Raw genomic sequence first — 12,127 nt, 5'->3', positions numbered from 1 at the left:
ATTTACAAAACAGGAAACATAGTTCAAAATAAAGGAAAATAAAAAATCCCAAATTATTCTTTTTTGGAAAAACTGTAACAAGGAGAGTTGCTTATGCAGATCGCAGAAACTGGAGATATCATTGAATTTAAAGGTGGAATGCAAGGCCGTGTTCAAAAAGTAAATCAAAACTCTGTTATTGTGGATATAACAATTATGGAGAATTTTAGAGAACTAGATATGGAACCTCTTACAGTTGTTAGTCATAAAAACTATACTGTCATTAATCAAAATGCATAATATAATAGAAAGAAAGGATCTGTATGTTATACAGATCCTTTCTTTCTATTATATATTAACGATTATCAATTGTTTCTGGATATAGATCATGGTTCATCATGCGATAGTCTGCCATTTGTTCATATTTCGTTCCTGGACGACCGTAGTTACAGTAAGGATCAATTGAAATCCCTCCACGTGGTGTGAATTTACCCCATACTTCAATGTAACGTGGATCCATTAATTTAATTAAATCATTCATAATAACGTTCATGCAATCTTCGTGGAAATCACCGTGATTGCGGAAACTAAATAAATATAGCTTTAGCGATTTACTCTCTACCATTCTTTGTTCTGGAATGTAGCTAATATAAATTGTTGCAAAATCCGGTTGACCCGTTTTCGGACATAAGCTTGTAAATTCAGGACAATTGAATTTAACAAAATAATCACGGTTTGGATGATTGTTATCAAATACCTCTAAAATTTCCGGGCTATATTCAAATAAATATTTTGTATTTTGATTTCCTAATAATGTTACATCTTTTAAATCTTCATCTAATCTTCCTGCCATTTTAAACATCCCTTCTCATTATACTCCGCGTTTATTTCCCCATACTAACGCATGAAGCTGCGGCAATACTTTTGCATTATTCATTTCTTTACGGTTAACCGCTTTTTCAATAAGCCACTCATACTTATCTAATAACTTTTTAATCAACATCGCATCATCCACAGTTTTTGTATCATCATTCCCTACTTGTAAGAAAAATGGCACATCTGGATAACGTTCGTGCATCTTAACTGCATACTCGAAATCATAATCGTCAAATACTACTACCTTTAAACTAATATCTTTTCCTGATAGTTTCTGAATAATAGCATCTAACTTCTGAAAATCAGTTTTCATTGTCGAACTTGGTGGTTTTGGAGAAATCGTTACCTCATCAATTTGAAGTAACCAATCTTGCCATTTACTCCCTTGCGTTTCGATTGCCGTTCGCATTCCATTCTCTTTTAATATAGAAAGAAGAAACTCAATATTTTTCAGCAATGCCGGATTTCCACCTGAAATCGTAACATGAGAAAAATTTTCGCCGCCAATTTCTACAAGCTCATTCCAAACGTCTTCTGCTGTCATCTGTCTAATTTGATCTTTAGCCGATCCATCCCACGTAAAAGCAGAATCACACCAAGCACAGCTATAATCACAGCCAGCTGTACGGATAAACATCGTCTTTTGTCCTACAACCATTCCTTCACCTTGAATAGTCGGACCAAATATTTCTAAGACTGGAATTTTACTCATCGAGCATCCACTCCCGTCTTACTTCCGCATAACTAGTTGGCGTCTCAAACAGACGAACAAATTCAACACGAGCTCCTTTATATTCGTTCGCACGATTGTCTTTTGTTAACGCTTCTGCCATCTTTTCATAAATCCAAACGACCATATTTTCAGCAGTTGTATTCATCGCTGGTAACGTTTCGTTTAAATAACGATGATCTAAATAAATTTCTATTTCATTCTTCCAAATTTCTTTTATATCTCCAAAGTCAATTGCAAGACCTATTTCATTTACATATCCACTAATCCCAAATACAACTTTATATGTGTGACCATGTAAGTTTTTACATTTCCCTTCATAACAGTGTAAATGGTGTGCTGCATCAAATGTAAATTCCTTGCTGACCATTACTCTTTTATTATGATATTTGAGCTGTTTACGCTGAATATCCTTGTCCATTTTTTGCAAATTTTCTACGATGCGAAATCCAAAGAAATTATCCATTAGTTGCTCGCTCCTTCGCGTTCTTGTAGGTACGTATCTAATCCTGCTTTACGAAGTTGACATGCTGGACATTCACCGCAACCATCACCAATGATTCCGTTATAACATGTTAATGTTTTTTCTCGAACAAACTCGAACGCTCCAAGTTCATCTGATAATTTCCATGTTTCCGCTTTATCAATCCACATAAGTGGTGTATGAATCACAAACGGATAATCCATGGATAAATTTAAAGTAACGTTTAACGATTTCACAAACACGTCACGGCAATCTGGATAACCACTAAAATCAGTTTCACATACACCCGTTACAATATGACGTGCTCCAACTTGTTTTGCTAATACAGCAGCAAATGACAAGAATAGTAAATTTCGTCCATCTACAAACGTTGATGGTAATTCACCTTCTTCATGTGTAATCTCCATATCCGTTCTCGTTAACGCATTTGGAGCAAGTTGATTTAATAGACTCATATCTAGTACCGTATGTTTAATTCCTAGCTCTTTTGCAATTTCCGTTGCACAATCAATTTCTAGCTTATGACGTTGATTGTAATTAAACGTTACAGCCTCTACTTCTGCAAACTGCTCTATTGCCCAAAATAAACATGTCGTACTATCTTGTCCCCCACTAAAAACAACAACTGCCTTTTCTTTTTTCATTTCACTCATTCTCCTTCTCTACTACGAATAAGAAGAAAGAACGTTCTTGAACTGTCACAATAAAAAAACAAAACAATACCTAAAGATATTGTTGTTTCCATAGTTTTTTATAGAGGGAGTTCGCGAACCTCTCCCGTGCATTGCACGGAATTCCTTCTTTCATTGACAAAGCTTATTGTAACATATTGTATACTACCAGAAAAAATTTCTGATTTTTCCGCTATTTCTCATTTCATTTCTCGCATTTTATAGTATGATTAATCTAATGTGAGAAGAGAGGAGGCACTCCGCTGAAACCCTTTATTATTTATCTCTTTTTAAATATATTATTCATCCTTGTTACAATGCTCGTATACCATTTATTTTGGAATCAAAAAGGGAAACGTTCTCCTAAATTAAATTCAACTATATTTATTACATTATGTTGCCTCGCTACCATACTATGTATTACTTTCGGAGCAAAAACAAGTTATGGATTTCAATTTGATATGCGCCATATCGTATTAATTGTCGGTACATTAACAGGAGGTCCTATTGCTGGTGGATCTATATTAGTTGTATTAAATATATACCGCTTCTTATTAGGAGGAATAGGTGTTTTCCCATCTCTTATCGGTTCTATCCTTCTATTTATAGTCCTACTATTTACATACAAAGTTTTCAATCGAACTTCTAATCGTATAAAAATAACACTTGCTATCATCTACAGTCTCACATATGGATTTAGTTGGATACCTTTCTTCCTTTCAAAGGTTACAAATAAGACTGATTATATACCACATATTATTGTGTATGAGTTATGTACAATACTTGGTACGATCCTTATTTTATATTTACTACACATATTGCAAACTCAAGTTCGTCTTCAAAACGAACTTATGAATGCTGAAAAATTTCATTTAATTGGTGAAATGGCAGCATCTATCTCTCATGAAATTCGCAATCCATTAACTTCAACGAAAGGATTTTTGCAACTTTTACAATCAAATACATGCACTGAGGAGGAGCGAAAATTATATATCGACATTGCCATCAACGGAATCGAACAAGCAAATCACGTTCTTACAGATTATTTAACCTTTGCAAAACCAAGTATTGAAAAAGAACAAAAATTACAGTTAGAAGAAGAACTATTGCATGCATTATCGTTAATTACACCGCTTGCTAATTTAACAAATGTGCGTACACATTATATAAAGCAAAGCACTTCTTTTTTTATCGCGGGAGAAAAGCAAAAACTAAATCAATGCCTATTAAATATTTTAAAAAACTGCATTGAGGCCATGCCAAGAGGCGGTGATCTTTATTTCACATTAGTTCCTGATCATAAGCATATTCAGTTATATATAAAAGATACAGGAATCGGTATGGATCAAGAACAAGTAAAACGCCTTGGATCCCCTTTCTACTCAACAAAAGAAAAAGGTACTGGTCTTGGAATGATGGTCGTATTCAGCGTTGTTCAAGCTATGAATGGAAAAATTGATATTATAAGCGAAAAAGGTACAGGTACAACCTTCTTATTAACTTTTCCACTCATACAAAAAACGTGATGAAATACTCATCACGTTTTTTCTGTTCCTTCAACTAATTCAGCAAAAGCTTTCACTTTGCCATGTGGTTTTTGATTTTCTTTACGTGCTTTCCATGCGCGCTCTTCTTCTTTCTTTTTCTTGGACATACTTTTCAACTCCTTCTTATCTTTCTCCATGTAGTATTCCAAAATAAGAAAGAAAACTATACACGTATGAAAAAGAAGTGGTCTCCCACTTCCTTCTGATTATCGCTGTAAAATTGCGTGTTTCGCCTCTTTTAACTGCGTAAGATGTCTTTGTTCGTGCAAATCAAGAAATTGAACCCACTGATACAAATTCAAATCATTAAAAACAGGATGCTTTAATCCATTTTCAAATAGGTCTTTTTCATCTATAACACTATGAAGCGCGTGTAATAGTTCTTGTCGTGAATGTTCTAGTAATTGGATTCCTTGCTGTTTTTTCATTAGCGTTTCTGTTGGTTTCATTTGCTGAGGAGCTTCTCGTTTATGTGTGCGATCCAGCGTAAGTTGGAGGTCTTTAAATGGAGTCGTGTTTCTTTCATTTTTTTGTAAGGCATATGCAAGGGCAGACGTGACAGATTGTTCAACTAAATGCAAGTGATGCAAAATTTGAATAATACTCCATTTATCACGACGTGGCTTTACATTCACTTCTGTATCATTTAACATTTCAATTTCTGATAATAGCGTGCTTCGGGTAGACTGTAATGAGTTCACCAAACTTTCTAAACTCACATCCATATTAGATTGAAGCATACTTCTTTCCCCCCTTTTGTTGGTGAAAAGAGGTGCTCCTTATTAGAAACACCTCTTTAGTATTCTGAATTTTCTTTTATTATCTCATCATTTTCTCGTTATGTCGATGTTAAACATGTGAAAAAAAGCGCATGTTTTTTACAATTTTGTGTCGTCAATTGCTTGTAGCCATGCTTCAATTTCTGTAATAACACTTTTCACACAGCCTTCAGCAAATGGTGATGTTAAATTTGCAACTTCTACTAATTCCAAGAATGATTTACTTCCACCTTGTTGGCACAGATTCACATAATCTTCCCACGCCTCTTGTCTATTATCTCTTGCACGTTTCCAAAATTGCAGTGCGCAAATTTGGGCTAACGTGTAGTCAATATAGTAGAACGGCGAGCTATAAATATGCCCTTGACGTTGCCAGAATCCACCGCGCTCTAAATAATCGTTATCTTCATAGTCACGATGTGGCAAATACTTTTTCTCTATATTACGCCATGCTGTCTTACGCTCTTCTGGTGATGCTTCAGGATTTTCATATACATAATGTTGATATTCATCAACAGATACACCGTACGGTAAAAACAGAAGTGCTGAACTTAAGTGAGAGAAGTAATATTTATCTGCATCTTCTTCAAAGAATAACTTCATCCATGGCCATGTGAAGAATTCCATACTCATAGAGTGAATTTCACACGCTTCATATGTTGGCCAATTATACTCTGGAATTTCAAATTTACGACTTTCATATACTTGGAAAGCATGGCCTGCCTCATGTGTTAATACATCAATATCACCAGATGTTCCGTTAAAGTTTGAGAAAATAAATGGTGCTTTATAATTCTCAATATATGTACAATATCCACCGCCAGCTTTTCCTTTTTTTGCAACTAAATCTAATAAATCATTATCTAACATGAAATTGAAAAATTCATCTGTTTCAGCCGATAACTCTTTATACATCGTTTTCCCATGATTAACAATCCAATCCGCATCTCCTTTTGGAGTTGGGTTACCTGTAGGAAATTCAAAGTTTTCGTCGTAATACGCTAACTTCTCTACACCAATACGTGCTTGTTGGCGTTTTCTTAATTCCGTTGTGACGGGAACGATATAATCTAGCACTTGCTGACGATAATTCGCCACCATTTCCGCATTATAATCTGTACGGTACATTCTTGCATATCCAAGTTCAACAAAGTTTTTGAAACCTAAAGATTTGGCGATTTTTGTTCTTACTTTAACAAGCTCGTCATAAATACGATCTAACTCTTCTTCATTCTCAGCTAAAAATCCGTAATACGCCTCACTTGCTGCTTTACGTTCACTTCTTTCTTTCCCTTGCATAAATGGAATAAGCTGTGATAACGTTCTTTCTTCTCCTGCAAAATCAATTTTTGCAGATGCTAATAATTGTGTATATTGTGAAGATAATTTATTCTCTAATTGTAAATCCTTCACGACTTCATCAGAATATGTTTTTAAATCACACTCCGCAAGAGCAAATAATTGCTTCCCATAATACGCTTCTAATTCTTCACGGAATGGAGAATGAATTAACGCATTATAATACTTTGTACCATATCCTTGTACAACTGGAGAGAATTCATCAAAGAAATCTTGCTCTTCCTTATAAAAAGCATCTGTCGTATCAACAGAATGACGAATGTAACAAAGATTCCCCATTGTACCAAAATCGTTACGAATTTCGTTAATTGAATGAATGACTTGTTTTTGTTCTTCTACAGTTTTTACGTTATTAAACTTCTCTAAAGCAACTGTAAACTTCTCTTTTAATTCTTCAATATTTGGCCTTTTATATTCATAGTCTTTAAATGACATGAACGAGCCTCCTCTCCATTATATGCATCCTTACTATAATTCAATGCTTACTTACAAATCTCCTCTTATTCTTCAACAAAATACGGCATATGCCGTCATAATTACATGTAAATAAAAAAAGCTTTGGATTTTTTATCCAAAGCTCCTTTGGAACATACTATTATTTTTCATACTTTCCAATTTTTTTTAATAAATCAAGTAATTCATCCTTTTCCTCTTTCGTTAACATTTCAAAAGACTGATGTATAACTTGCTCATGTCCAGGAAAAATAGAAGCAATAAAAGTCTCTCCAGACTCAGTTAATTGTGCATAAATAACACGTCTGTCATTCGGGCACGGAATTCTCTTTACTAGTCCCTTTTTCTCTAGCTTATCTACAACATATGTAATGCTGCCACTAGCTATTAAAATACGCTCACCAATTTGCTGAAGTGGTTGACCTCCTTTATGATATAGCAGTTCTAATACAGCAAACTCAGTTGGATTTAAACCGTTACTTTGTATAGATTTATTTGTAGTATCCATAACAGAACGATGTACACGAGATAATGCAATAAATACTTTTAAAGATTGAGAAATATCTTCTCGTTCATTATTTGATGTCATACAACTTTCAACCCTTCACTTAAATTCTCAGTAATAAAAAGAACAAACTAGTACTTCATATAAATTCCGAATGAGCATTCACTCATTCATTACCTCTCCCAAATATATTATGAATGATTCTTGAATAAAAACATGACAATTTTAACATAGTTTATATATAATGATAATAAAAAAGAAGGAGTACCAAATTTGAAAGTCAAATTCCACAGCATAGTTTTATATATATTGCTTGTTATCCTACCAACTATAGGGATTGGTGCTACATTTTATTCATATCATTCATATAAAATGAAACAAGAAAACAAACGAGTTGCCCATACGGTTCTCTTTTTATACAGAGACTATTTAGATCACCACCTTGGCGAAGCAATTTCTGCATTGGAAATGCTCTCAAAGGTCGTAGGAACCGAGACTGGAAATATTAATGGAATGAAAGAAATTGTACATGATACAGATGGAAACGATGCACGTTTTTCTGGTCTATATTACGCTACACCAGAAGGTATCATTACAATCGCATCAGAAGGCGACCGACCACCTGTTGATGTCTCAGATCGTAAATATATTCAAAACGCATTACAAACTAAGAAAACAACTGTATCATCCGTCATTACAGATCGTGTTCTTGGTCATCAAGCCATTATGATTGCTTCTCCTATTTTCAATAAACAGAAGGAACTCTCAGGCTTATTGTTAGCAAGTTTACGCTTTGACTACATTTCATCATCTTTAAATGCCATTAAGCCACAATACCATTTTGAAGTAACTGATAAGTATGGTGTAGTTTTTCTAAACGATGATAATAACGAAACAAGTGATGCGCATTCTAATATGCTTACTACTCCACTCCAAAGATTAGATTGGAAGGTTTCTGTTTCTCCGTTACCTATTCACCAAAAAACTTTAAACCAGTGGGTTGCCGTAGAATGTATAGCTACTTTATTTTTAATGTCAATTTTATTTTTACTCGCTCAATATATGTTGTTAAAACGACAAACAAAACTGGAAAGACAACAAAATGAACTACAAAAAATTGAATTAGTTGGAACTTTTGCAGCTAGTACAGCCCACGAAATCCGTAATCCACTTACCGGAATTAAAGGGCTTGTCGCTCTATTAAAAGAGAAATATAAAGATGAACAAGATCAGTTCTATTTTTCCATCATCGAACAAGAAATAGAACGAATTAATGAAATTGTAAGCGAATTTCTTATTCTTGGAAAGCCAACTGCAATCATTGAACAAACATATGATGTGAGAACTATTCTAAATGAGGTAGCATTAATTATTCAATCTGAGGCGAATCTACATAACATTGTATTCCATTTACATTTGCCAGACCATCCTGTTCATATCCGTTGCTCAAAAGACCATATGAAACAAGTGGTTTTAAACATTACAAAAAATGCAATTGAAGCTATGACTTCTGGTGATACACTAACTATTTCCGTAACAAACAATGCAACACACTCACAATTGCAAATTATAGATACTGGAAAAGGAATTCCAAAACATATTCAAAAACACCTCTTTCATCCGTTCTTTACTAATAAAGATACTGGAACAGGTCTTGGACTTGTCATCTGTAAACGAATTGTAGAGATGTACAATGGGCAAATTTTTATTAACAGTATAGAAAACGAAGGAACGACAGTTCATATCGAAATTCCATTACACATAGTATAATTATCCTTATCCTTAAAGGGTAATTATACTTATTTCATAAAACCCGCCACAAGCATTCGCCAAAAATTACTTGATTTCCGTTCATACCCAATTTGAAAAATAGGTACCTTTATAATTGATAACCATTTTGGTGTTTGTTTTTCTTTATAACGCTGGTACTGTAAAATAAGCTTGTCCAATTCTTGACTAACTTGAATCGTCTCCGTACTATTTAACCCACTCGTTAAACCTAATTGAATCATCTCTTCACGTTTCATATGAATATCACGTGAAAGCTTTTCTAGTGTGTACTTCCTTTTTACAGTAAACATTCATATCCCCCTTATTATACTTCCATGCTCTCTACTTCACTTCTCCATCGGACTTTTAACTGCTTAATCATATTTGAATTTGAAGAATCAGAAAATTTAACATTTTCTCCCTGTAATTTACAAATCTTTACCCTCACTTTGAGAATTATTACAAATTATTCTATCTTTGTAAATACATTCGCAATAATAGACAATTTTTTCATCTTCTTTTTTTACAAACACCAATTAAATAGCGGATTCTCTATTTTCCATATACTTTTCTTCGACATTTTTTGTTTAATTTATATAAAAAAGCAAATCATAATGATGATTAATAATATAGAAAGGAACTATTTATATGCGCAAATATACGATTGCATTGCTTATTTTGACTATGTTCTTGCCATCCTTCTTGTTTCCTGTTCAAGCCAAGGCCCATACAAACAAAGTAGCTATTGTCATTGATGACTTCGGCAATAATATGAAGGGGACTGATAAAATGTTATCACTTCCTATTCCACTAACTGTTGCTGTTATGCCTTTTCTTCCTTCCACAAAGGAAGATGCGATAGCGGCTCATAAGAAAGGACACGAAGTTATTATACATATGCCAATGGAACCGATTAAAGGTAAAAAAGAATGGCTTGGACCAAAAGCAATTACAACTGATTTAAGCGACGAAGAAATAAACAACCGACTCGAACAAGCGATTCAAGAAGTACCACATGCAATTGGGATGAATAATCATATGGGATCAAAAGTGACTGCGGACGAAAGAATTGTACGACTTATACTTGCAGCTTGTAAAAAACACGGTTTATTTTATTTAGATAGCAAAACAAATCCTAAGAGTGTCGTCCCAAAAATCGGGAAAGAATTAGGAGTGCCAATTATTGAAAATCAATTATTTTTTGATGACGTGTACACAGCGGCACATATTTCAAAACAAGCCCAATTACTCATTAAAAAACTTCAAGAAAAACCGATTATGGTAGCTATCGGACATGTTGGGCCTCCAGGTGAAATTACATCACGTGTTATAGAAACTTCTATTCCTAAAATTCGTGAACATGCAGATTTTATTTTTTTATCCGATTTAGCATTATCTCCACCTCCTGTTTCAAAATAAGATTCATGACTCAAACTAAAAAAGGAGCAATCTGCATATAGCAAATTGCTCCCTTGCCTTTTCATCTTAAATATAATCTACATGACTCACCCTGAATCCTTTTTTCTCTATTTTTTCGATTAATTGCTTTAATCTTTTTTCATTTAACTCATCTGTTATATTTACGATAACGCGGCGAATATATTGATCGCCGTTATCTAGCGTAAATAGTCCACCGATATGAAATGATTTCAACAATGTCCCAAGTTCTTTAATCGTTCCCTTACAATCTTGTGTTGCAATCGTTAATATATAACCACCCGTCCGCATACCAAATGAGTCTTCAATAACATCAAATATATTGGAATGCGTTAAGATGCCAACAAATTCATTATAATCATTTAATACAGCTAAAAACGGAAGACGACGAATAACATAAAATGCTCTGAAAAAAGAGTCCTTTTCAAAAATAAATGCAGTGGAATCTTCCAGCATATGTTCCGTACTTAATTCCTCTAATCCACCATTACACTTCTTTTCTAAAAGATCCACTTTATAAATAATCCCCATGAATTTCTTTTCATCTTCTGCTAATACAGGGATTGCTCGAAATCCCGTTTCATTCATAATTTGCAGAGCCTTCTTACCTGAATCGTTCATTTTGCAAAATGTTACTTGCTGTTTTGGCAGAAAATGATATTTAACTCGCAAAATATGTTCCTCCTTACATGTCAACATGTAATCTATATATAATAAGGAGACCTATATTTTATGAGTAAAATTATTTTTAAAACGCTTTCATTTGCTTATTGACTTGTAACGACATCACAAACATTTCATATAACAGAGCTCTTTGCACCTTTTATCATTAACAATTTTACATGGTAGTTCATTAAATATTCTATACCCTCCAACCATTTTTTCGCGTATTCTGGGGTTTTTCCCCACACAATCATGCCATAATTATGAACGAGAACTACTCCTCCACCTTCAATAAAATTCGGCACATTATTCTCTAATAAATCTGCGAATTTTTTCTCATCTTCTACAATGGGAATTGTCATTTCTGTTATACCTTCTTTTCCAAAAACACGTTCCACGGTACGTTTATCGAATGTTACTTCCCCTTCTTCTCCATACAACTCTGATATTAAATGACTATCTACAGTCTGTACTTGTAAAATACATTCTGCACTACTTTTTTTATAAATATCCGCATGCATAAATGATTCCGCAGCTGGTTTTTCTTCATTTTCAAATACTGGTTCACACATACAGTTTACAACAATAAAATCTTCTTCTGAAAATAACCCTTTATCCCTTCCCTCAACGTTTACTAAAAAAGTTAACGGCTCTTTTGACGTACAGAGTGATAAACTAATTTTTGTACCATAAAACCAATCACGAAGTGCTAGTTCAGATTTCACATCTTTTAATTCATTCCATTTCTTTAGAAAAAATAACATTTCGTCACCCCCGGCGTAATATTCATATAATGTTCGAATCCTTTCTATGTAAAAGGAGTATTTTTTGATTATTCTAAAAATTTAATTGAATTATCACATGAGAATGCCTT

Annotated in this window: 15 protein-coding genes and 1 riboswitch; of the genes, 4 read left to right on the top strand and 11 right to left on the bottom strand. The window is 33.8% G+C overall.

Features of this window, described 5'->3' with window-relative positions; translation table 11 throughout:
- The first annotated feature begins 93 nt into the window (after positions 1-93).
- On the top strand, positions 94-279 hold the full coding sequence (locus ACTFR9_RS24025) for a YkvS family protein (protein WP_001165081.1): 186 nt from the start codon (positions 94-96) through the stop codon (positions 277-279).
- Positions 280-334: 55 nt separating this feature from the next.
- On the opposite strand, the gene queF is transcribed toward ACTFR9_RS24025, so the two are convergent.
- From queF to queC, 4 genes are read right to left on the bottom strand one after another with little or no spacing between them, the layout of a single operon-like run.
- Positions 335-832, bottom strand: coding sequence for a preQ(1) synthase (gene queF, locus ACTFR9_RS24020; RefSeq protein WP_000918895.1), 498 nt, complete (start codon positions 830-832; stop codon positions 335-337).
- An 18-nt stretch (positions 833-850) separates the two neighbouring features.
- The gene (gene queE, locus ACTFR9_RS24015) at positions 851-1,567 is read right to left on the bottom strand and encodes a 7-carboxy-7-deazaguanine synthase QueE (protein ID WP_000036281.1); all 717 of its coding nucleotides are present in this window, start codon (positions 1,565-1,567) and stop codon (positions 851-853) included.
- A complete protein-coding gene (gene queD / locus ACTFR9_RS24010; RefSeq protein ID WP_000368412.1) occupies positions 1,560-2,051 on the bottom strand; it encodes a 6-carboxytetrahydropterin synthase QueD in 492 nt (163 codons plus the stop codon). The genes queE and queD overlap by 8 nt, the downstream gene beginning before the upstream one ends.
- Positions 2,051-2,713: a 7-cyano-7-deazaguanine synthase QueC gene (gene queC / locus ACTFR9_RS24005; RefSeq protein ID WP_000711599.1), complete on the bottom strand. Its 663-nt coding sequence runs from the start codon at positions 2,711-2,713 to the stop codon at positions 2,051-2,053. Before queC ends, queD begins: the two co-directional genes overlap by 1 nt.
- Positions 2,714-2,806: 93 nt before the next feature.
- Positions 2,807-2,850, bottom strand: a riboswitch (PreQ1 riboswitch).
- Positions 2,851-3,057: 207 nt separating this feature from the next.
- On the opposite strand from queC, the gene kinB reads away from it, so the two are divergent.
- Positions 3,058-4,266, top strand: coding sequence for a sporulation sensor histidine kinase KinB (kinB, locus tag ACTFR9_RS24000; protein ID WP_003266545.1), 1,209 nt, complete (start codon positions 3,058-3,060; stop codon positions 4,264-4,266).
- Between the two features lie 11 nt (positions 4,267-4,277).
- Here the strand turns inward: kinB and ACTFR9_RS23995 are convergent, their stop codons facing one another.
- The 4 genes from ACTFR9_RS23995 to ACTFR9_RS23980 form a co-directional block, all read right to left on the bottom strand.
- Entirely contained in the window at positions 4,278-4,394 is a 117-nt protein-coding gene (locus tag ACTFR9_RS23995; protein ID WP_000038254.1) for a DUF6254 family protein, read from the bottom strand.
- A gap of 99 nt (positions 4,395-4,493) precedes the next feature.
- Positions 4,494-5,027: a DinB family protein gene (locus ACTFR9_RS23990; protein WP_000941964.1), complete on the bottom strand. Its 534-nt coding sequence runs from the start codon at positions 5,025-5,027 to the stop codon at positions 4,494-4,496.
- Positions 5,028-5,165: 138 nt separating this feature from the next.
- On the bottom strand, positions 5,166-6,860 hold the full coding sequence (locus ACTFR9_RS23985; RefSeq protein WP_000008597.1) for a M3 family oligoendopeptidase: 1,695 nt from the start codon (positions 6,858-6,860) through the stop codon (positions 5,166-5,168).
- Positions 6,861-7,020: 160 nt separating this feature from the next.
- Entirely contained in the window at positions 7,021-7,467 is a 447-nt protein-coding gene (locus ACTFR9_RS23980; RefSeq protein WP_000203348.1) for a MarR family winged helix-turn-helix transcriptional regulator, read from the bottom strand.
- A gap of 189 nt (positions 7,468-7,656) precedes the next feature.
- Between ACTFR9_RS23980 and ACTFR9_RS23975 the strand changes: the two genes are divergently transcribed.
- Entirely contained in the window at positions 7,657-9,153 is a 1,497-nt protein-coding gene (locus ACTFR9_RS23975) for a DUF3149 domain-containing protein (protein WP_000865029.1), read from the top strand.
- 29 nt (positions 9,154-9,182) lie between these two features.
- Here ACTFR9_RS23975 and ACTFR9_RS23970 read toward each other — a convergent pair whose 3' ends face one another.
- On the bottom strand, positions 9,183-9,464 hold the full coding sequence (locus ACTFR9_RS23970; protein ID WP_000495541.1) for an aspartyl-phosphate phosphatase Spo0E family protein: 282 nt from the start codon (positions 9,462-9,464) through the stop codon (positions 9,183-9,185).
- 337 nt (positions 9,465-9,801) lie between these two features.
- On the opposite strand from ACTFR9_RS23970, the gene ACTFR9_RS23965 reads away from it, so the two are divergent.
- Positions 9,802-10,572 (top strand): divergent polysaccharide deacetylase family protein, encoded by a 771-nt coding sequence (locus ACTFR9_RS23965; protein WP_001234128.1) that lies wholly within the window; start codon positions 9,802-9,804, stop codon positions 10,570-10,572.
- Positions 10,573-10,638: 66 nt separating this feature from the next.
- Here ACTFR9_RS23965 and cbpA read toward each other — a convergent pair whose 3' ends face one another.
- The gene (cbpA, locus tag ACTFR9_RS23960; RefSeq protein WP_001264220.1) at positions 10,639-11,262 is read right to left on the bottom strand and encodes a cyclic di-AMP binding protein CbpA; all 624 of its coding nucleotides are present in this window, start codon (positions 11,260-11,262) and stop codon (positions 10,639-10,641) included.
- A 125-nt stretch (positions 11,263-11,387) separates the two neighbouring features.
- Positions 11,388-12,017 (bottom strand): class II aldolase/adducin family protein, encoded by a 630-nt coding sequence (locus ACTFR9_RS23955; RefSeq protein ID WP_098569106.1) that lies wholly within the window; start codon positions 12,015-12,017, stop codon positions 11,388-11,390.
- Positions 12,018-12,127: the final 110 nt, after the last annotated feature.

This window comes from Bacillus cereus group sp. MYBK222-1, from assembly GCF_051916425.1.
GTDB lineage: Bacteria > Bacillota > Bacilli > Bacillales > Bacillaceae_G > Bacillus_A > Bacillus_A paranthracis.
Note: the sequence above shows the minus strand (reverse complement) of the source record. Positions and strands in the feature narration are given on the sequence as shown.

Coding starts and splice junctions, on each gene's coding strand:
- ACTFR9_RS23955 (WP_098569106.1), bottom strand. CDS start 12,017: ATGTTATTTTTTCTAAAGAAATGGAATGAATTAAAAGATGTGAAATCT.
- queC (WP_000711599.1), bottom strand. CDS start 2,713: ATGAAAAAAGAAAAGGCAGTTGTTGTTTTTAGTGGGGGACAAGATAGT.
- queF (WP_000918895.1), bottom strand. CDS start 832: ATGGCAGGAAGATTAGATGAAGATTTAAAAGATGTAACATTATTAGGA.
- ACTFR9_RS23980 (WP_000203348.1), bottom strand. CDS start 7,467: ATGACATCAAATAATGAACGAGAAGATATTTCTCAATCTTTAAAAGTA.
- kinB (WP_003266545.1), top strand. CDS start 3,058: ATGCTCGTATACCATTTATTTTGGAATCAAAAAGGGAAACGTTCTCCT.
- queD (WP_000368412.1), bottom strand. CDS start 2,051: ATGGATAATTTCTTTGGATTTCGCATCGTAGAAAATTTGCAAAAAATG.
- ACTFR9_RS23990 (WP_000941964.1), bottom strand. CDS start 5,027: ATGCTTCAATCTAATATGGATGTGAGTTTAGAAAGTTTGGTGAACTCA.
- ACTFR9_RS24025 (WP_001165081.1), top strand. CDS start 94: ATGCAGATCGCAGAAACTGGAGATATCATTGAATTTAAAGGTGGAATG.
- ACTFR9_RS23965 (WP_001234128.1), top strand. CDS start 9,802: ATGCGCAAATATACGATTGCATTGCTTATTTTGACTATGTTCTTGCCA.
- ACTFR9_RS23970 (WP_000495541.1), bottom strand. CDS start 9,464: ATGTTTACTGTAAAAAGGAAGTACACACTAGAAAAGCTTTCACGTGAT.
- ACTFR9_RS23995 (WP_000038254.1), bottom strand. CDS start 4,394: ATGTCCAAGAAAAAGAAAGAAGAAGAGCGCGCATGGAAAGCACGTAAA.
- ACTFR9_RS23985 (WP_000008597.1), bottom strand. CDS start 6,860: ATGTCATTTAAAGACTATGAATATAAAAGGCCAAATATTGAAGAATTA.
- queE (WP_000036281.1), bottom strand. CDS start 1,567: ATGAGTAAAATTCCAGTCTTAGAAATATTTGGTCCGACTATTCAAGGT.